The 19,571-nt window shown below is 70.2% G+C and carries 15 protein-coding genes, 1 tRNA gene and 1 pseudogene; 11 read left to right on the top strand and 6 right to left on the bottom strand.

Annotated features, from left to right (window positions below):
* From gltB to pyk, 3 genes and pseudogenes are all read left to right on the top strand, one after another.
* Positions 1-4,607: pseudogene (gene gltB / locus FIV44_RS01040) on the top strand (glutamate synthase large subunit).
* Positions 4,600-6,069 (top strand): glutamate synthase subunit beta, encoded by a 1,470-nt coding sequence (locus FIV44_RS01035; RefSeq protein ID WP_141002882.1) that lies wholly within the window; start codon positions 4,600-4,602, stop codon positions 6,067-6,069. The pseudogene gltB and the gene FIV44_RS01035 overlap by 8 nt, the downstream one beginning before the upstream one ends.
* A gap of 29 nt (positions 6,070-6,098) precedes the next feature.
* On the top strand, positions 6,099-7,559 hold the full coding sequence (gene pyk / locus FIV44_RS01030) for a pyruvate kinase (RefSeq protein ID WP_141002881.1): 1,461 nt from the start codon (positions 6,099-6,101) through the stop codon (positions 7,557-7,559).
* Between the two features lie 229 nt (positions 7,560-7,788).
* Here pyk and FIV44_RS01025 read toward each other — a convergent pair.
* A tRNA-Leu gene (locus FIV44_RS01025) sits at positions 7,789-7,871 on the bottom strand.
* A 69-nt stretch (positions 7,872-7,940) separates the two neighbouring features.
* On the opposite strand from FIV44_RS01025, the gene FIV44_RS01020 reads away from it, so the two are divergent.
* The 7 genes from FIV44_RS01020 (at position 7,941) to FIV44_RS00990 (ending at position 15,061) form a co-directional block, all read left to right on the top strand.
* Complete coding sequence (locus tag FIV44_RS01020; protein WP_141002880.1) at positions 7,941-8,567, top strand: ANTAR domain-containing response regulator; 627 nt, start codon at positions 7,941-7,943, stop codon at positions 8,565-8,567.
* A 167-nt stretch (positions 8,568-8,734) separates the two neighbouring features.
* Positions 8,735-9,883, top strand: coding sequence for a branched-chain amino acid ABC transporter substrate-binding protein (locus FIV44_RS01015; protein ID WP_141002879.1), 1,149 nt, complete (start codon positions 8,735-8,737; stop codon positions 9,881-9,883).
* A gap of 93 nt (positions 9,884-9,976) precedes the next feature.
* The gene (locus FIV44_RS01010) at positions 9,977-10,972 is read left to right on the top strand and encodes a branched-chain amino acid ABC transporter permease (protein WP_246086746.1); all 996 of its coding nucleotides are present in this window, start codon (positions 9,977-9,979) and stop codon (positions 10,970-10,972) included.
* Positions 10,969-12,099 (top strand): branched-chain amino acid ABC transporter permease, encoded by a 1,131-nt coding sequence (locus FIV44_RS01005; protein WP_141002878.1) that lies wholly within the window; start codon positions 10,969-10,971, stop codon positions 12,097-12,099. Before FIV44_RS01010 ends, FIV44_RS01005 begins: the two co-directional genes overlap by 4 nt.
* The gene (locus FIV44_RS01000; RefSeq protein ID WP_141002877.1) at positions 12,092-12,871 is read left to right on the top strand and encodes an ABC transporter ATP-binding protein; all 780 of its coding nucleotides are present in this window, start codon (positions 12,092-12,094) and stop codon (positions 12,869-12,871) included. The genes FIV44_RS01005 and FIV44_RS01000 overlap by 8 nt, the downstream gene beginning before the upstream one ends.
* Complete coding sequence (locus tag FIV44_RS00995; RefSeq protein WP_141002876.1) at positions 12,861-13,580, top strand: ABC transporter ATP-binding protein; 720 nt, start codon at positions 12,861-12,863, stop codon at positions 13,578-13,580. Before FIV44_RS01000 ends, FIV44_RS00995 begins: the two co-directional genes overlap by 11 nt.
* A gap of 149 nt (positions 13,581-13,729) precedes the next feature.
* The gene (locus FIV44_RS00990) at positions 13,730-15,061 is read left to right on the top strand and encodes an ISL3 family transposase (protein ID WP_141002875.1); all 1,332 of its coding nucleotides are present in this window, start codon (positions 13,730-13,732) and stop codon (positions 15,059-15,061) included.
* Positions 15,062-15,129: 68 nt separating this feature from the next.
* Here the strand turns inward: FIV44_RS00990 and FIV44_RS00985 are convergent, their stop codons facing one another.
* The 4 genes from FIV44_RS00985 to FIV44_RS00970 form a co-directional block, all read right to left on the bottom strand.
* The gene (locus FIV44_RS00985; protein WP_141002874.1) at positions 15,130-15,906 is read right to left on the bottom strand and encodes an amino acid ABC transporter ATP-binding protein; all 777 of its coding nucleotides are present in this window, start codon (positions 15,904-15,906) and stop codon (positions 15,130-15,132) included.
* A complete protein-coding gene (locus FIV44_RS00980; RefSeq protein WP_181410910.1) occupies positions 15,903-16,709 on the bottom strand; it encodes an amino acid ABC transporter permease in 807 nt (268 codons plus the stop codon). Before FIV44_RS00980 ends, FIV44_RS00985 begins: the two co-directional genes overlap by 4 nt.
* A gap of 13 nt (positions 16,710-16,722) precedes the next feature.
* Positions 16,723-17,514 carry an ABC transporter substrate-binding protein gene (locus tag FIV44_RS00975; RefSeq protein ID WP_141002873.1) on the bottom strand — a complete coding sequence of 264 codons (792 nt, stop codon included), beginning with the start codon at positions 17,512-17,514 and terminating at the stop codon, positions 16,723-16,725.
* Between the two features lie 84 nt (positions 17,515-17,598).
* Positions 17,599-18,342: a DUF554 domain-containing protein gene (locus FIV44_RS00970; protein WP_181410909.1), complete on the bottom strand. Its 744-nt coding sequence runs from the start codon at positions 18,340-18,342 to the stop codon at positions 17,599-17,601.
* Between the two features lie 146 nt (positions 18,343-18,488).
* On the opposite strand from FIV44_RS00970, the gene FIV44_RS00965 reads away from it, so the two are divergent.
* Positions 18,489-19,079, top strand: coding sequence for a GNAT family N-acetyltransferase (locus tag FIV44_RS00965; RefSeq protein ID WP_141002872.1), 591 nt, complete (start codon positions 18,489-18,491; stop codon positions 19,077-19,079).
* Between the two features lie 35 nt (positions 19,080-19,114).
* Here the strand turns inward: FIV44_RS00965 and FIV44_RS00960 are convergent, their stop codons facing one another.
* Positions 19,115-19,537 (bottom strand): hotdog fold thioesterase, encoded by a 423-nt coding sequence (locus FIV44_RS00960; RefSeq protein WP_141002871.1) that lies wholly within the window; start codon positions 19,535-19,537, stop codon positions 19,115-19,117.
* Between the last annotated feature and the right edge of the window lie 34 nt (positions 19,538-19,571).

Raw genomic sequence — 19,571 nt, 5'->3', positions numbered from 1 at the left:
ATGGACGCAGACGTAGTCGACGGGAGAACCCTGGTGCCCTCTTCGCACGCGTTCCCGCCGCCGGAGGGTCTCTACGACCCGCGTCACGAGCACGACGCCTGTGGCGTCGCCTTCGTCGCGACGCTGACCGGTGAGGCCAGCCACGACATCGTGGTGAAGGCCCTGACGGCCCTCCGCAACCTCGATCACCGCGGTGCCGCGGGTGCCGAGGCCAACTCCGGCGACGGCGCCGGGATCCTGATGCAGCTCCCGGACGCGTTCCTGCGCGACGCGGCCGCCGAGGCGGGGTTCACCCTGCCCGACGACTACGCCGTCGGCACCGCGTTCATCCCCGGGGACGAGGAGCAGGTCGCCAAGACCCGCGGCCGGATCGAGGAGATCGCCGCCGAGGAGGGCCTGACGGTCCTCGGCTGGCGCGAGGTGCCGGTCAACCCGTCGATCCTCGGCACCATGGCGCTCAGCGTCATGCCGGCGTTCGTGCAGCTGTTCGTGCAGGCGGCGGGCGGTCCGCACCCTGCTGGTCGTGTGGGAGGCATGGACCTGGAGCGCCTGGCCTTCTGCCTGCGCAAGCGCGCCGAGCGGGAGACCGACGTCTACTTCCCGTCGCTGTCGTCGCGCACCCTGGCCTACAAGGGCATGCTGACGACCGACCAGCTCGACAACTTCTTCCCCGACCTGGTCGACGAGCGGATGGCCTCGGCCCTCGCCGTCGTCCACTCACGGTTCTCGACCAACACCTTCCCGAGCTGGCCGCTGTCGCACCCGTTCCGGTTCATCGCCCACAACGGCGAGATCAACACCGTGATGGGCAACCGCAACTGGATGCGGGCCCGCGAGGCGCTGCTGTCCTCGGGCGACATCCCGGGCGACCTCGAGCGGCTGTTCCCCATCTGCACGCCGGGGGCGTCCGACTCGGCGTCCTTCGACGAGGTGCTCGAGCTCCTCCACATGGGCGGTCGCAGCCTGCCGCACGCGGTGCTGATGATGATCCCGGAGGCGTGGGAGAACCACACCGAGATGTCCGGGCTGCGCCGGGACTTCTACCGCTTCCACTCCGCGCTGATGGAGCCCTGGGACGGCCCGGCGTGCGTCGTGTTCACCGACGGCACCCAGATCGGCGCGGTGCTCGACCGCAACGGCCTGCGGCCCTCCCGCTTCTGGGTCACCGACGACGGCCTCGTCGTCCTCGCCTCCGAGGTCGGCGTGCTCGACCTCGACCCGGCCACCGTGGTCCGCAAGGGCCGCCTCCAGCCGGGCCGGATGTTCCTCGTCGACACCGCGGAGCACCGGATCATCGAGGACGAGGAGATCAAGGACCAGCTCGCCTCGGAGAAGCCGTACGGCGAGTGGCTGCACGGCGGCATCATCCACCTCGACGACATCCCCGAGCGCGAGCACATCGTGCACACCCACGCCTCGGTCACCCGGCGCCAGCAGATCTTCGGCTACACCGAGGAGGAGCTGCGGATCCTCCTCACGCCGATGGCCAACACGGCCGGCGAGCCGCTGGGGTCGATGGGCACCGACACGCCCATCGCCGCGCTGAGCGAGAAGCCGCGGCTGCTCTTCGACTACTTCAGCCAGCTGTTCGCGCAGGTCACGAACCCGCCGCTGGACGCCATCCGCGAGGAGCTCGTCACCTCGCTCAACGGCACGATCGGCCCCGAGGCCAACCTGCTCCAGCCCGGACCGGCGTCGTGCCGGCAGATCGTCGTACCGTTCCCGGTCATCTCCAACGACGACCTGGTCAAGATCCGCCACATCAACCGCGACGGCGACCACCCCGGGTTCCAGACCCACGTCGCCCGCGGCCTGTACGACGTCAACGGCGGCGGCGCCGCGATGGCGGCCAAGATCGACGAGATCTGCCAGGAGGTGTCCGCGGCGATCGCCGCGGGCGCCCGGATCATCGTGCTCTCGGACCGGCACTCGACGGCCGACCTCGCCCCGATCCCGTCGCTGCTGCTCACCGGTGCGGTCCACCACCACCTGGTCCGGGAGAAGACCCGGACCCAGGTCGGCCTCCTCGTCGAGGCCGGCGACGTCCGCGAGGTGCACCACGTGGCGCTCCTCGTCGGCTACGGCGCGGCGGCGGTCAACCCCTACCTCGCGATGGAGAGCGTCGAGGACCTCGCCCGCGAGGGCTACTACGTCAAGGCCGACCCCGAGCAGGCGGTCAGGAACCTGGTCAAGGCGCTCGGCAAGGGCGTCGTGAAGGTGATGTCCAAGATCGGCGTGAGCACCGTGGCGTCGTACACCGGTGCGCAGATCTTCGAGTGCGTCGGCCTCTCGCAGTCGGTCGTCGACAAGTACTTCACCGGCACCACCTCCAAGCTGGGCGGGATCGAGCTCGACGTCATCGCCCAGGAGGTCGCCGCCCGGCACGCCAAGGCGTACCCGCCGGCCGGCATCGCGCCCGCGCACCGCGAGCTCGAGATCGGCGGCGAGTACCAGTGGCGCCGCGAGGGCGAGCCGCACCTGTTCAACCCCGAGACGGTGTTCCGCCTGCAGCACTCCACGCGGACCGGTCGCTACGACATCTTCAAGCAGTACACGCAGGCCGTCGACGACCAGTCCGAGCGGCTGATGACGCTGCGCGGGCTGTTCCGGTTCAAGGACGCCGGCGCGTTCGGCCGCACCCCGATCCCCATCGACGAGGTGGAGCCGGTGGCGGAGATCGTCAAGCGGTTCTCGACCGGCGCCATGTCGTACGGCTCGATCTCGCGCGAGGCGCACGAGACCCTGGCCATCGCCATGAACCGGCTGGGCGCGAAGTCCAACACCGGCGAGGGCGGCGAGGACCCGGACCGGCTCTACGACCCGAGCGCCGCAGCTCGATCAAGCAGGTCGCGTCGGGCCGCTTCGGCGTCACGTCGGAGTACCTCACCAACGCCGACGACATCCAGATCAAGATGGCGCAGGGCGCGAAGCCCGGCGAGGGCGGCCAGCTGCCCGGCAACAAGGTCTACCCGTGGGTGGCCAAGACCCGGCACTCCACCCCGGGCGTCGGCCTGATCAGCCCGCCGCCGCACCACGACATCTACTCGATCGAGGACCTGGCGCAGCTGATCCACGACCTGAAGAACGCCAACCCGTCGGCCCGCGTCCACGTGAAGCTGGTCTCCGAGGTGGGCGTCGGCACGGTCGCCGCCGGTGTGTCGAAGGCCCACGCGGACGTCGTCCTCGTCTCCGGGCACGACGGCGGCACGGGCGCGTCCCCGCTGACCTCGCTCAAGCACGCCGGCGGTCCCTGGGAGCTCGGCCTCGCCGAGACCCAGCAGACCCTGCTGCTCAACGGCCTGCGCGACCGGATCGTCGTCCAGACCGACGGCCAGCTCAAGACCGGCCGCGACGTGGTCGTCGCCGCGCTGCTCGGCGCCGAGGAGTTCGGCTTCGCGACCGCCCCGCTGGTGGTCTCCGGCTGCATCCTGATGCGGGTCTGCCACCTCGACACCTGCCCGGTGGGCGTGGCGACGCAGAACCCGACGCTGCGCTCGCGGTTCAGCGGCAAGGCCGAGTACGTCGTCAACTTCTTCGAGTTCATCGCCGAGGAGGTCCGCGAGCTGCTCGCGCAGCTCGGGTTCCGCTCGATCGAGGAGGCCGTGGGCCAGGTCGAGGCGCTCGACACCGTCGACGCCGAGCGCTACTGGAAGGCGCAGGGCCTCGACCTCGCGCCGATCCTGCACAAGGTGGAGGTCGCCGACACGCACTTCCCCGACCAGGACGTGCGCAACACCGGCGGCCAGGAGCACGGTCTCGAGAGGTCCCTCGACGTCACCGAGATCGTGCCCCTCGCGGCCCCGGCCCTCGAGTCCGGCGAGCCGGTGCGGGCGCAGCTGGCCATCCGCAACGTCAACCGCACCGTCGGCACGATCCTGGGCCACGAGGTCACCAAGAGGTACGGCGGCGCGGGCCTGCCCGAGGGGACGATCGACCTGACCTTCCTCGGCTCGGCCGGGCAGTCCTTCGGCGCCTTCGTGCCGCGGGGCATCACGCTCCGGCTCGAGGGCGACGCCAACGACTACGTCGGCAAGGGCCTCTCGGGGGGCCGGATCGCGATCCGGCCCGACCGGAGCGCGTCGTTCCGCGCCGAGGAGCACATCATCGCCGGCAACACCATCGCCTACGGCGCGACCTCGGGTGAGATCTACATCCGCGGCGGCGTCGGCGAGCGGTGCTGCGTCCGCAACTCCGGCGCGACCGTCGTCACCGAGGGTGTCGGCGACCACGGCTGCGAGTACATGACCGGCGGCCGGGTGGCCGTGCTCGGCAAGACCGGCCGCAACTTCGCCGCCGGCATGTCGGGCGGCATCGCCTGGGTCCTGGACCTCAAGGAGTTCCGGGTCAACGCCGAGCTGGTGGACCTGCGCCCGGTGAGCGAGGAGTACGCCGCCGAGCTGGAGCAGATGGTGCGCGCGCACCTCGAGGAGACCGGCTCCGAGGTCGCCGAGGCGCTGCTGGCCGACTGGGAGGCCGCACTGCCGCGGTTCACCGAGGTCATGCCGCGCGACTATGCGAAGGTCCTGGCGGTCCAGGCCGAGGCGGAGGCCGAGGGCCTCGACGCCGACGCCGCCGCCAACAAGGTGATGGAGGTGCTCTATGGCTGACCCGAGGGGCTTTCTGAAGGCGACCCGGGAGGTCGCGGAGCGCCGCCCGGTCGAGGAGCGCGTCCACGACTGGAACGAGGTCTACCCGGGCGGGGCCGGCCGTGCGCTGCTGCCGATCATCAACACCCAGGCCAGCCGCTGCATGGACTGCGGCATCCCGTTCTGCCACCAGGGCTGCCCGCTGGGCAACATCATCCCGGAGTGGAACGACCTGGTCTGGCGCGACGACTGGGACGGCGCGATCGAGCGCCTGCACGCGACCAACAACTTCCCGGAGTTCACCGGTCGCCTCTGCCCGGCCCCGTGCGAGACGGCGTGCGTGCTCGGCATCAACCAGCCGGCGGTGACGATCAAGAACATCGAGGTCTCGATCATCGACCGGGCCTACGACTCGGGCTTCGTCCGGCCGCAGCCGCCCGAGTGGCTGACCGGCAAGACCGTCGCCGTCATCGGCTCCGGTCCCGCGGGTCTCGCCGCCGCCCAGCAGCTCACCCGGGCCGGCCACACCGTGGCGGTCTACGAGCGGGCCGACCAACCCGGCGGCCTGCTGCGCTACGGCATCCCCGAGTTCAAGATGGAGAAGAAGCACCTCGAGCGTCGGCTCGACCAGATGCGGCGCGAGGGCACGGTCTTCCGCTCCGGCGTCGAGGTCGGCGCGGGCAAGCTCACCGGCGAGGCGCTCACCGACCGGTTCGACGCCGTCGTGCTGGCCATCGGCTCCACCGTCCCGCGCGACCTGCCGGTCCCGGGCCGTGAGCTCAACGGCATCCACCAGGCGATGGAGTTCCTGCCGCAGGCCAACCGGGTCGCGCTGGGGGAGAGCGTCGAGGACCAGATCCGCGCCGACGGCAAGCACGTCGTCATCATCGGCGGCGGCGACACCGGGGCCGACTGCCTCGGCACCTCCATCCGCCAGGGTGCGGCCTCGATCACGCAGCTCGAGATCATGCCCCAGCCGACGGAGGACCGTCCGAGCGGGCAGCCGTGGCCGACGTACCCGATGATCTATCGGGTCTCCTCCGCGCACGAGGAGGGCGGCGAGCGGGTGTACGCCGTGTCCACGAAGGAGTTCGTCGGCGACGAGGACGGCAACGTCCGGGCGCTGCGCCTGGTCGAGGTGTCCTTCGAGGGCGGCAAGCTGGTCGAGCACGAGGGCACCGAGCGGGAGATCCCGGCCGACCTGGTGCTGTTCGCGATGGGCTTCCTCGGCCCCGAGCAGCCCGGCCTGGTCGAGCAGCTCGGCCTGGAGCTCGACGAGCGCGGCAACATCCGGCGCGACGACGACTACGCGACCAACGTCGAGGGCGTCTTCGTCGCGGGCGACGCCGGGCGGGGACAGTCGCTCATCGTGTGGGCGATCGCCGAGGGCCGGGCCGCGGCCGCCGGGGTGGACACCTATCTCACCGGCAGCACCCAGCTGCCGGCGCCGATTCCGCCGAGCGCTCGCCCCGTGGTGGTTTGATCGTTCCAAATAACCGATAGGGTGGGCCCGTGCGAAGAGCCAAGATCGTGTGCACCCTGGGTCCGGCCACCAGCTCCGAGCGGAGGATCCGCGAGCTGGTCTACGCCGGGATGGACGTCGCCCGGCTCAACATGAGCCACGGCAGCCACGAGCAGCACGCCGAGGCCTACCGCCTCGTGCGTGAGGCCTCGGACGCCTCCGGGCACGGCGTGGGCATCCTCGCCGACCTGCAGGGCCCCAAGATCCGGCTGGAGACCTTCCCCGACGGACCCGTCGGGCTCTCGCGCGGCCAGCGGTGGACGATCACCACGCGCGACGTCCCCGGCGATCACGAGATCTGCGGGACGACGTACAAGGGCCTGCCGGGGGACGTCGCCCCCGGCGACCCGATCCTCATCGACGACGGCAAGATCCGGCTGCGCGTCGTCGAGGTGACCGACACCGATGTCGTCACCGAGGTGCTCGTCGGCGGCAAGGTCAGCAACCACAAGGGCATCAACCTGCCCGGCGTGGCCGTGTCGGTTCCCGCACTGTCGGACAAGGACACCGAGGACCTGCGGTTCGCGCTGCGGCTCGGCGTCGACTTCATCGCGCTCAGCTTCGTGCGCAACGCCGCCGACGCCGAGGACGTGCGGGTGATCATGCGCGAGGAGGGGGTCATGGTCCCCGTCATCGCCAAGATCGAGAAGCCCCAGGCCATCGAGAACCTCGACGAGGTCATCGACGCCTTCGACGCCTTCATGGTCGCCCGCGGCGACCTCGGCGTGGAGTGCCCGCTGGAGGAGGTGCCCTTCCTGCAGAAGAAGGTCATCGTCTCCGCCCGCCGCAACGCCAAGCCGGTGATCGTCGCCACCCAGATGCTGGAGTCGATGGTCACCAACCCCGCGCCGACCCGGGCCGAGGCGAGCGACGTCGCCAACGCCGTCCTCGACGGGGCGGACGCGGTCATGCTCTCCGGCGAGACCAGCGTGGGGGAGCACCCCGTCCACACCGTCGAGACCATGGCGCGGATCATCGCCGCCACCGAGGAGCACGCCCTCGTCGACGAGAGCTTCAGCCGCTTCGGCCGCATCGAGTGGGACCCCCACACCACCTCCGGCGTCATCACCAAGGCCGCGGAGGAGGTCGCCCAGCGGGTCGGCGCGAAGTACGTCGTGGCCTTCACCCAGTCCGGCGACTCCGCCCGCCGACTGTCCCGCCTGCGCAGCCCGATCGCCGTCCTCGCCTTCACCCCCGAGGCCCGCTGCCGCTCCCAGCTCGCCGTGAGCTGGGGCGTCGAGGCCTTCAAGACCCTTCCCGTCGAGCACACCGACGAGATGGTCCGCCAGGTCGACGAGGAGCTGCTCCGCATCGGCCGGGTCAAGGAGGGCGACCGGGTCGTCATCGTCGCCGGCAGCCCTCCCGGCATCCCCGGCTCCACCAACGCGCTGCGGGTGCACCGGATGGGGGACGCGATCAACGAGGTGGCGCCGGCGTACCGGCGGCGCTGAGCGGCTGGTGTCCCTCCGGGCGGCCGTGGGGCGGGCTCGGGCGTGGTCGGTCGGTCGCTGTAACACGTGGTTCGCTTCCCTACCCGCCTCATGACTTCGCGCCAAGGCCCCTGTGCGCGGCTGCTACCACAGGCACGGGGCTGCCAGAGGGGCGAACAACGTGTTACAGCACGGGCGCCGACCGGCGCCCGACCGGCGCCCGAGCGGGCGTGCGCCGGCATGCCCCGGGTGCCGGGTGTGGGATTCGAACCCACACGCCCTTTCGGACAATGGTGTTTGAGACCATCGCGTCTGCCGTTCCGCCAACCCGGCCGGGTCGGCAGAAACGGTAGCCGAGACGCGCCCGACGTCCCACACCGCCCGGCCCGATAGCCTTGCCCGGTGACCGAGACCGACGCCGCCGAGCAGCCCGCCGCCCAGCAGCCCCGCACCGTGGTCATCGCGGAGGACGAGACCCTGATCCGGATGGACCTCGCCGAGATGCTCGCCGAGGAGGGGTACGACGTCGTCGGGCAGGCCGGCGACGGGCAGAAGGCGATCGAGCTCGCCGAGGAGCTGCGGCCGGACCTGGTGATCCTCGACGTCAAGATGCCGGTGCTCGACGGGATCGCGGCCGCGGAGGCGATCGCGGGGCAGCGGATCGCGCCGGTGGTGATGCTGACGGCGTTCTCGCAGCGCGAGCTGGTGGAGCGGGCGCGGGAGGCGGGGGCGATGTCGTACCTCGTCAAGCCGTTCTCGCAGTCGGACCTGGTGCCGGCGATCGAGATGGCGGTGAGCCGGTTCGCGGAGATCCGGCAGCTCGAGAGCGAGGTCTCCGACCTCACCGAGCGGCTCGAGACCCGCAAGGCGGTCGACCGGGCGAAGGGGATCCTCCAGGAGCAGCTGTCGCTGTCGGAGTCCGAGGCGTTCCGGTGGATCCAGAAGACGGCCATGGACCTGCGCATGTCGATGCGCGAGGTGGCCGACGGGGTGGTCGCGCACGGCGTCCCGGGCAGCCCTTCGGCGTAAATCGTCCGACGTCGGGGTCGTTCAGGTAACAGATTCGTCAGGATTTGTGATCCAGACCACCGAGTTGCTTCCGCGGACCCCGGTGCCGGTGTAGGTTCCCGCGGCAGGACAACTCGGTGGGGCGGCGACCGCTGCCTGCCGGAACGACAGAGGAAGCGGGAATTGTCTTGAGGCGTAACAAGGTATTCGCGGCCGGCGCTGCGGCGCTGGCGCTCGGTCTGAGCCTGACGGCATGCGGCACCACGGAGGACAAGAAGGGCAGTGGTGGCAGCGGCGGCGACGCGGCCTGCGACCTGAAGCTCGCGTTCTTCGGCCCCGAGACCGGTGACGCGGCGGGCCTCGGCAAGCCGATCATCCAGGGTGCCCAGCTGGCCATCGACCAGTACAACGAGGAGCACTCCGACTGCGAGGTCGAGTTCGTCAAGCGCGACTCGCAGGGCAGCCCGGACGCCGCTCCGGCGCTGGCGACCGATGTCGCCGGCGACGACTCCATCATCGGCGTCGTCGGCCCGGCGTTCTCCGGCGAGTCGGCCGCCGCCGGCCCGATCTTCGCCGAGGTCGGCGTGCCGACCGTCAGCCCGTCGGCGACCAACCCGGCGCTGTCCGAGAACGGGTGGGACACCTTCCACCGCGCGCTCGGCAACGACGCCACCCAGGGTCCCGCCGCCGCGCGCTACATCAAGGACACCCTGAAGGCGTCCACGGTGTACGTCATCGACGACGCGTCCGAGTACGGCGCCGGCCTGGCCGGCATCGTCGAGGAGGACCTCGGCGACGCGGTCGTCGGCACCGACACCATCCAGCAGAAGCAGACCGACTTCTCGGCCACCGTCACCAAGGTGACCGACGCCAAGCCGGACGCCGTCTTCTTCGGTGGCTACTACGCCGAGGCGACCATCCTCATCGGCCAGCTCCGCAACGGCGGCTGGGACGGCACCTTCGTCGTGGCCGACGGTGTGAAGGACCCGGCGTTCCTCGACGCCGGCAAGGCCGCCGAGGGCACGATCATCACCTGCCCGTGCATCCCGGACACCGACCCGGCGGTGGCTGAGTTCGCCAAGTCCTACGAGGCCGCCTTCGGTGAGGCCCCCGGCACCTACGCCGCCGAGGCGTACGACGCCGCGAGCATCTTCCTCGACGGCATCGGCGACGGCATCGACAACCGCGAGGACATGCTGAAGTTCGTCAACGACTACGACGAGAAGGGCATCACCAAGCAGCTCAAGTTCGACGACAAGGGCGAGCCGGCCGACGTCCACGTCTACGCCTACACCGTGAAGGACGGGGCGATCGTCCCCGAGGGCGAGATCAAGTGAGTCGTCGGTAGCTGACCAGATGACCATGGCGCGGCCGGGGACCACATCTCCCCGGCCGCGTCAGTGTCCGGACCTTGGGGCCAGGAGGCCTGGGTGAACCTGAACTTCGAATTCTTCTTCAACAACCTGCCCGAGCTCACCATCACCGGGCTCGCGTTCGGAGCCATCTACGCGCTGATCGCGCTCGGCTACACGATGGTCTACGGCGTTCTGCAGCTCATCAACTTCGCGCACTCCGAGGTGTTCATGTACGGCACCTTCGCCATGCTGTGGACGGTGATGGCGCTGGGCGGCCGCGATGCCGGCGGGATCCAGCTGATCGCGATCCTGATCGCGGCGCTGTTCGCGGCGATGGCGATGTCGGCGCTGATCGCGCTCGCCCTGGAGCGGATCGCGTACCGACCGCTCATCAAGCGGGACGCGCCGCGCCTGATCGCGCTGATCTCGGCGATCGGCTGCTCGTTCTTCCTCGCCGAGCTGATGGGCCTGCGCAACAAGATCGCCGGCTGGTTCGGCCTCGACGACAACCTGCGGGAGTACGTCGGCAAGGCCAAGATCAACAACTCGATGGCGGGCGTCGTGGAGGCACCGCGCTGGCATGTCGCCGGCGTCAACATCTCCTCCATCGACGTCATCGTGGTGGTCGCGGCCCTGGCGATGATGATCCTGCTCGACCAGTTCGTCCGCCGCTCGCGGCTCGGCAAGGGCATCCGGGCCACCGCCCAGGACTCCGAGACCGCCGCGCTGATGGGCGTGAACCCGACCCGCACCATCCAGATCACCTTCCTCATCGGCGGTCTGATGGCCGGCATCGCGGCCTTCCTCTACATGCTGAAGATCGAGACGACCAAGTTCGACGTCGGCTTCCTGCTCGGCGTCAAGGCGTTCACCGCCGCCGTCCTCGGCGGCATCGGCAACCTGCGCGGCGCCCTGCTCGGCGGCCTCGTGCTGGGCGTCGCGGAGAACTGGGGACAGGCGATCATCGGCAGCGAGTGGCGCGACGTCATCGCGTTCGTGCTGCTGGTCCTGATCCTGCTCTTCCGGCCGACCGGCCTGCTGGGTGAGTCTCTCGGAAAGGCACGGGCATGAAGAACAAGCTGAACGCCCTCCCCAAGCCGGTCAAGATCCTGCTCTGGGTCCTGGTCGCGCTCTTCGCCTACGCGCTGCCGCTCCTCGAGCTGCCGCTGCTCTCGACGCCCGACTCGGACTTCGCGAGCGTCCTGTTCACGGTCAGCATCTACTGCCTGGTGGCCCTCGGCCTCAATATCGTCGTCGGGTACGCCGGCCTGCTGGACCTCGGCTACGTCGGCTTCTACGCCGTCGGCGCCTACACGGTCGCGATCCTGACCTCGTTCCACGCCAGCTGGCCGCTGCTGCTGGCCATCCCGGTCGCGGTGGCCGCCTCGTTGGTCTCGGGCATCCTCCTGGGCACGCCGACCCTGCGCGTGCGCGGCGACTACCTCGCCATCGTCACGCTCGGCTTCGGCGAGATCATCCGGCTGGTCGCGCTCAACACCGACTGGCTGGGCGCCTCGAAGGGCATCAACAACATCGGCCGGCCGCCGAACATCGGCGACCCGAGCACCGGCCTGTTCGGCGTACCCCACCTGTTCTGGGGCGACGGCACGGTCCTGCTCGACACCTCGCGCCCGACGAAGTTCCTGATCTTCAGCTACGCCGACGCGGTGCCCTTCTACTGGGTGGGCCTGACGGCGGTGATCGTCGTGCTGTGCGCGGACGTGCTGATCAAGAGCAGCCGGGTCGGCCGCGCCTGGGAGGCCACCCGCGAGGACGAGGACGCCGCCGAGCTGATGGGCGTGCCGACGTTCCGGTTCAAGCTGCTCGCCTTCGCGACCGGCGCGTTCGTCGGCGGTCTCGCCGGCGCGCTGTTCGCCAGCAGGCAGAGCTTCATCAACCCGCAGTCGTTCCTGCTCCTCTACTCGATCCTCTTCCTCGCGGCGGTCGTCGTGGGCGGTCAGGGCAACCGCTGGGGCGTCCTGCTGGGCGCCTTCCTGGTGGCCTACCTGCCCGAGCGCTTCCGCCCCGTGGAGGACTTCCGGGTGCTGGTCTTCGGTCTCGCGCTCGTGCTGCTCGCGACCCTGCGCCCGCAGGGCCTGCTGCCACCGCGGCGTACGGTCCGGGCCAGAAAGCTGGAGCACGATCTCGAGGAGCTCGAGGAAGGTACCGGGGAAGAGGAGGAGACCGCCCATGCCTGAGGCGATTCTCGAGGTCCAGAACCTCACCTTGAGGTTCGGCGGACTCACCGCGCTGGACGACGTGTCGTTCCACATCGAGGAGGGCGAGATCCTCGGCCTGATCGGGCCCAACGGCGCCGGCAAGACGACCTGCTTCAACGCGGTCACCGGCGTCTACCGGCCCACCAGCGGAGGCATCGTCTTCCAGGGCCGCTCGATCGTCGGGCTGAAGAAGCACAAGATCACCCAGCAGGGGATCGCGCGCACCTTCCAGAACATCCGGCTGTTCCCGACCATGACGGCCCTGGAGAACGTGCTCGTCGGCACCGACGCCCAGCACAGCACCGGCATCCTCTCGGCCCTGTTCCGGCTGCCGAAGCACCGGCGCGAGGAGCACGAGGGCCACGACCGGGCGATGGACCTGCTCCGGTTCATGGGCATCCACCGCAAGGCCGACGAGCTGGCCGCCAATCTGTCGTACGGCGACCAGCGGCGCCTGGAGATCGCGCGGGCGATGGCCACCGGGCCGAAGCTCATCTGCCTCGACGAGCCCGCGGCCGGCTTCAACCCGGCCGAGAAGATCGAGCTGATGAACCTCATCCGCCGGGTCCGCGACCAGGGCTACACGGTGCTGCTCATCGAGCACGACATGAAGCTCGTCATGGGCGTGACCGACCGGATCGTCGTCCTGGAGTTCGGGCGCAAGATCGCCGAGGGCACCCCGGCCGACATCCGTGACAACCCGGCGGTGATCGCCGCCTACCTGGGAGTGGACGAAGAAGATGCTTCTTGAGGTCGAGGGCCTCTGTGTCAACTACGGGCACATCGAGGCGATCCGTGACATCAGCTTCAGCGTCCCCGAGGGGACCGTCACGACCCTGATCGGCGCCAACGGCGCCGGGAAGACGACGACGCTGAAGACCATCTCGGGGCTGCGGAAGGTGCGGGCCGGGACGGTCCGGTTCGACGGCAGGGACATCACGTCCGTGGAGCCGTACGACCGGGTCAAGCTGGGCATCGGGCAGTCCCCGGAGGGACGGCGCTGCTTCGTCGGCATGACCGTCCGGGAGAACCTGGAGATGGGCGCGTTCACCCGCAACGACCGCAAGTCCGCGGCGTACCGGGAGGACATGGAGCGGGTGCTCACGCTCTTCCCACGGCTGCAGGAGCGCATCGACCAGGTCGCGGGCACCATGTCCGGCGGCGAGCAGCAGATGCTGGCGATCGGCCGGGCGCTCATGTCCCGGCCGCGGCTGCTGCTGCTCGACGAGCCGTCGATGGGCCTGGCGCCGAAGCTGATCCAGCAGATCTTCTCGATCGTCACGGAGATCAACCAGCAGGGCACGACCGTCCTGCTGGTGGAGCAGAACGCCGCTCAGGCCCTCAAGAGGTCGCACGACGCCCACATCCTCGAGACCGGCGAGATCGTCCGGTCCGGCAAGGGTGCGGACCTCGCGGTCGACCCGGCGGTCAAGGCCGCCTATCTCGGCGGCGACGTCTGATCTGCGAGCGCAGGAATCACCGCTGAGGCGGTGATTCCTGGCTCTTCGCAGATGAGGGTGTAGGTCGGGTCGGCGCGTCGGTCCTGGGATAGGTGTCGAGGTCTCCCGAGGATGGAGGTTCCTACGCCGCCCATCCAGAAGACCTCGACATGCCTGACGCTACCCCGCCGGCCGGGTTCGGCCACCCCGATCTGACTACCTTCGCCCGGCTCGACGGCCTCGGCCTGGCTGTGATCGGGCAGCGGCTCGAACCTGATCGTGCTGTCCTCGCCTGCCGGGTCGTCGATGACGACCGGTGGTGCCGCGGTTGCGGTGGGGAGGGACTGGCACGCGACACCGTGGTCCGTCGACTCGCGCACGAGCCGCTCGGTTGGCGCCCGACCACCCTCGAAGTCGCGGTCCGTCGCTACCGGTGCCGCGAGTGCGGCCAGGTGTGGCGCCAGGACACCAGCTTGGCGGCCGAGCCGCGGGCGAAGCTGTCGCGTCGGGGGCTGCGGTGGGCGCTGGAAGGGATCGTGGTGCAGCACCTGACCGTCGCACGTGTCGCCGAGGGTCTCGGGGTCGCGTGGAACACCGCGAACGATGCGGTCCTGGCCGAAGGCAGACGGGTGCTGATCAACGACGAGCACCGCCTCGACGGCGTCCGTGTGCTCGGCATCGACGAGCACGTGTGGAGACACACCCGGCCAGGTGATCGCGGCGACAAGTACGTGACCGTGATCATCGATCTCACCCCGGTGCGCGACGGCACCGGCCCGGCACGGCTGTTGGACATGGTCGAGGGCCGCTCGAAGTCGGTGTTCAAGACCTGGCTCGCTGAGCAGACCGAGGCGTTCCGTGCCGGTGTCGAGGTGGTCGCGATGGACGGGTTCACCGGCTTCAAGACCGCCGCCGCGGAGGAGGTCCCTGCCGCGGTCGCGGTGATGGACCCGTTCCACGTGGTCCGTCTGGCCGGTGATGCTCTCGATGAGTGCCGGCGCCGGATCCAGCAAGCGATCCACGGTCACCGCGGTAGGAAGGGCGACCCGCTGTACGCTGCGCGACGGACCCTGTCCACCGGTGCCGACCTGCTCACCGACAAGCAGATCGCCAGGCTCAACGCGCTGTTCGCCGAGGATGCCCATGTCGAGGTCGAGGCGACGTGGGGGATCTACCAGCGGATGATCGCGGCCTACCGGCACGAGGACCCCCGCCGTGGCCGGGACCTGATGGTGAAGCTGATCGAGTCGGTCAGCACCGGTGTGCCGAAGACGCTGGTCGAGGTCACCAGGCTGGGGCGGACGTTGAAGAAGCGCGCCGCTGACGTGCTGGCCTACTTCGACCGGCCCGGCACGTCCAACGGGCCGACCGAGGCACTCAACGGCCGCCTCGAACACCTCCGCGGCTCAGCGCTCGGGTTCCGCAACCTGACCAACTACATCGCCCGATCCCTGCTAGAGACCGGCGGCTTCAGACCCCAACTACACCCTCGATTGCGATGAGCCTGATTCCTGCGCTTGTTGACCGTTGCAACGGTCAACAAGCGCAGGAGAAGGTCAACAACTCCGGCTCAGAGCACCTTCGAGAGGAACGACCGGGTCCGCTCGTGTCGAGGGTTCGAGAGGACCTCGACCGGTCGGCCCTCCTCGACGACGACGCCACCGTCCATGAAGACCAGCTTGTCGCCGACCTCGCGGGCGAAGCCCATCTCGTGGGTGACGACCATCATCGTCATGCCGTCGCCCGCGAGGTCCTTCATCACGGAGAGCACGTCACCCACCAACTCGGGGTCCAGGGCGCTGGTGGGCTCGTCGAACAGCATCATGTCGGGGTTCATCGAGAGCGCGCGGGCGATGGCCACGCGCTGCTGCTGGCCGCCGGAGAGGTGCGCGGGATAGGCCGACTCCTTCTCGGAGAGACCGACCTTCGCGAGGTTCTGGCGGGCGACCTCGACGGCCTCGTCCCTGCTCCGGCGCCGGACGTTGCGCTGGGCGAGGGTGAGGTTCTTCAGCACCGACAGGTGCGGGAACAGGTTGAACTGCTGGAAGACCATGCCGATCCGCGAGCGCACCTCGTCGAGGTCGACCCGGCGGTCGCAGATGTCGACGCCCTCGATCAGGATCTCGCCGGCGGAGGGCTCCTCGAGCCGGTTGACGCAGCGCAGCAGGGTCGACTTGCCGGACCCGGAGGGGCCGATCACGCAGACGACCTGGCCGGGGTCGACGTGGAAGTCGATGCCCTTGAGCACCTCGTGGCGGCCGTAGGTCTTGTGCAGGTCGCGCACCTCGATGGCGGGTACGCCGGGCCGCGGCTCGGTGGTCGGCTCGGCGGTGGGCTCGGCGGTCATCGGACCGACCTCCTCTGGCGACGCTCCAGCCACGAGACGAGCTGGGTCAGGGGCAGCGTGATGACGAGGTAGAGCAGGGCCGCCTGGATCAGGCTGGTCGCGGTGCCGGCCGACGGGCCGCTGGTGAGGAAGTCCCGGGCGACCGAGGTCAGCTCCCGCTCGCTCGCGGCGGCGCCGAGCAGGAACAGCAGCGCCGTGTCCTTGATCAGCAGCACGAACTCGTTGGTCAGCGGCGGGATCACGATCCGGAACGCCTGGGGGAGCACGACCTTCACCGTCGTGGCCCCCGGCCGCATCCCCAGCGACCGGGCGGCCTCGGTCTGCCCCTTCGGGACGGCCTGGATGCCCGCGCGCAGGGTCTCCGCCATGTACGCGCCGGCCACCATGATCAGGCCGATCAGGCCCGCGCCGACGGTGCCGCCCGGCGGCGTCCAGCCGAAGGCGATCGGCAGGCCGGTCGCCATGAAGATCATCACGACCAGCGCCGGGAGCCCGCGGAAGAACTCGATGTACGCCGTCGCCAGCCAGCGGTACGGCGCCACGGGCGACAGCCGCATCAGCGCGAGCACCAGGCCCAGCGCCAAGCCGCCCACGAACGCGATCGCGGTGTACTTGACCGTGTTGACGAGGCCGGTGGCGATCAGGTCGCCCCAGTTGCCGTCGGCCCAGCCGACGCCGTCGGGATTCCAGAAGTTCTCCCTGATCGTCGGCCAGTCCGCCACCAGCGCCAGCGCGACCACCGCCGCCACCAGGACGACGTACAGCACGACCTGGACCAGGAGCGCGCGCTCCCTCCGCGTCACCGGTCGGGGCCTCTCAGCCCTCGGTCGAGAAGTACTTGTTGTAGATCTCGTCGTACGTGCCGTCGCTGTGCATGTCCGCGAGTGCGCCGTTCACGTCCTCCACGAGCTGGCTGTTGCCCTTCTTGATGGCGAAGCCGTACTGCTCCTCGGTGTCGTAGGTCTCGACGACCTTGAACGCCCCGTCGGTGGTGTGGTCGAGGTTGACCGGCAGGTCCTGCAGCAGCGCCTTGACCTGGCCGGCCTTGATCGCCTGGAACATCTCGGCGTCGCTGGGGAAGGTCACGACCTCGGCGCCGGTGGCGTTCTCCTCGGTGTAGCTCTTGCCGGTGGTGCCCTGCTGGACGCCGACCTTCACGCCCTTGAGGTCCGCGATCGAGGCGATGTCGCTGTCCGCGGGGACCAGCAGGGACTGCTTGGAGTCGTAGTAGCCGTCGGTGAAGTCGAGGTTCTTCTTGCGGTCCTCGGTGATCGTCATCGCCGAGGCGGCCAGGTCGCACTGCTTGGCGTTGAGGGCCTGTCCGCTCTGCAGCGCGTCGAAGGAGGAGTCCTTGATCGCCAGGTCGAGGTCGAGCCGCTCGGCGACCTCGGAGACGATGTCGACGTCGAAGCCCTTGTAGCCGCTGTCGCTGGACTTGTCGAAGTCCTCGAACGGCGGGTACGGCACGTCGGAGCACACCGTGAGCGTGTCCGCCTTGACCAGGTCGGCGCCGGTCGCGGACGTCGCGCTGTCGTCGGAGCCGCACGCGCTGAGTGCGAACACGGCGATGCTGGTCAGGGCGAGGGCGGAGATACGCGACTTCTGCATGGCGGCACTGTAGGCCTGTTCGGGAGCCTTGACGAGGATCCCGCGAGGAGGGCGGCGGGTTGTTCCAGGATCGTGACCTCGGCGTCACAGCGCCGCGACCGCGGCGGTCAGCAGCGGTGCGACGGCGAGGGCGGGCAGCAGGTCCGCGACGGCGACCGGCTTGATGTCGAGCAGCCGGAGGGCCACGCCGACGAGCAGCAGCCCGCCGGTGGCGGTGAGGGCGGCCAGCTCTGCGGCCGGCAGCACGTCGCCGAGGGCGAGGCCGACGACGGTCAGGCCGCCCTGGATCACGACCAGGGTGAGCACGCTCGCGGCGACGCCCCAGCCGAACGCCGCGGCGAAGGCGATCGCGGCGAAGCCGTCGAGCGCGGACTTGAGGTAGAGCTCGTCGGCGCCCTTGCCGAGGCCGTCGTTGAGCGAGCCGAGGATGGTCAGCGGCCCGGTGCAGAAGATGAGCGAGGCGATGACGAAGCCCTCGACGAACCTGCGGCGCTCCTCGCTGCCGGTCTCGCCGGCCAGCCGGCGCTGGAGCCAGGCGCCGAGCGCCTCCACGCGCTGCTCGAGGCGCAGCAGGGACCCGGCGATGCCGCCGAGGAGGACCGCGCCGAGGACGATCAGCATCGGGGCGCTGTCGCCGACCGCGTCGGACAGCTCCGGGTCGAGGACCGCCATCGCCGACGTACCGGCGATGAGCAGGGTGACCAGGCCGAGGCCGTCGGTGACGAGCGCGCGGGTGCGCTCCGGCAGGCGGTCGCCGGCGAGGCGGCCGAGGGTGGCGCCGACGAGGACGGCGGCGGCGTTGACCGCGGTGCCGGTTCCGGGGATCACGGGGGACTCCTGGGCGGAGATCGGGGGAGGGCGGGGGTGAACTGCAGGATCCCCCTGTCGGGGGAGTGCGGGTGAGCGTAGTCTGTCCAACCGGACCGCCCGATGCCGTGCGGTCCCCGTCTTGGAACGAGGAAGGCAGGGACCGGATGAGTCGCTACTCGCTGACGACGCGGATCGCCACACGCGATGACGCGACCGCTCTCGCCGACCTGTGGAGCGACGCGGTGCGCCGCGCCGATCCGGCCGAGCAGGTCGCCGACATCGAGCTGATCGTCAAGGGCGCGGAGGCGTCGCCGGAGCAGCGGGTCGTCGTCGTCGAGTACGACGGCCAGGTGGCCGGCGCGGTCTACCTCCGGATCACCACGCTGTCCCCGCTCAACCTCGAGCCCTGCGTCCAGTCGATCCACCCGCGCGTCTTCGACCACTGCCGCCGCCACGGCGTCGGCCACGCGCTGATGGAGGCCGCGACGGCCTTCGCCGAGGAGAACGGCATCCTGCACGTCGTCACCGCGGTCCCGCACTCCTCGCGCGAGTCCAACCGGTTCATGGCCCGGCTCGGTCTGGCGCCGGTGGTGATGTACCGGGTCGCCCCGACCGCCCTGCTCCGCAGCCGGGTCTCGCCGCAGCGCCCGCAGCTGGGCGTCGACGGCAGCCGCAGCCGGGTGCTCGCGGCGCGGCGCTCGCTGCGGCGGGCGCGGGCCGAGCGGCTGTCGCTGCCCGAGCCCGAGCAGGCCTGACCGGCGCCTCCTGCCGGCCGCCTGCTTCCGGCCGCCTACTTCCGGCCCGGGTCGCGCTCCAGGATCGCGCAGGTGATCCGCGAGGTGCACACCCGGCGTCCCGCCTCGTCGCTGACGACGATCTCGAAGCTCGCCATGGTCCGGCCGCGGTGCAGGGGCGTGGCGACACCGGTGACGACGCCCGAGGTCGCGGAGCGGTGGTGGGTCGCGTTGATGTCGGTGCCGACGGCGAACCGGTCCGGGCCGGCGTGGATCGCGGCGGCGACCGAGCCGAGCGTCTCGGCGAGCACGACCGACGCTCCGCCGTGGAGCAGGCCGTAGGGCTGGGTGTTGCCCTCGACCGGCATGGTCGCGACGACCCGGTCGGCGGTGACCTCGACGAGCTCGATGCCCATCCGCTCGTTGAGCGCGCCCATGTGCGCGCGCATGATCTCGGCGATCTCGTCAGTGGTGGTCATGGGGCCCGACGATAGTCGGAGGGCATCGGTAGAG

The organism is Nocardioides humi, from assembly GCF_006494775.1.
GTDB classification, from domain to species: domain Bacteria; phylum Actinomycetota; class Actinomycetes; order Propionibacteriales; family Nocardioidaceae; genus Nocardioides; species Nocardioides humi.
Note: the sequence above shows the minus strand (reverse complement) of the source record. Positions and strands in the feature narration are given on the sequence as shown.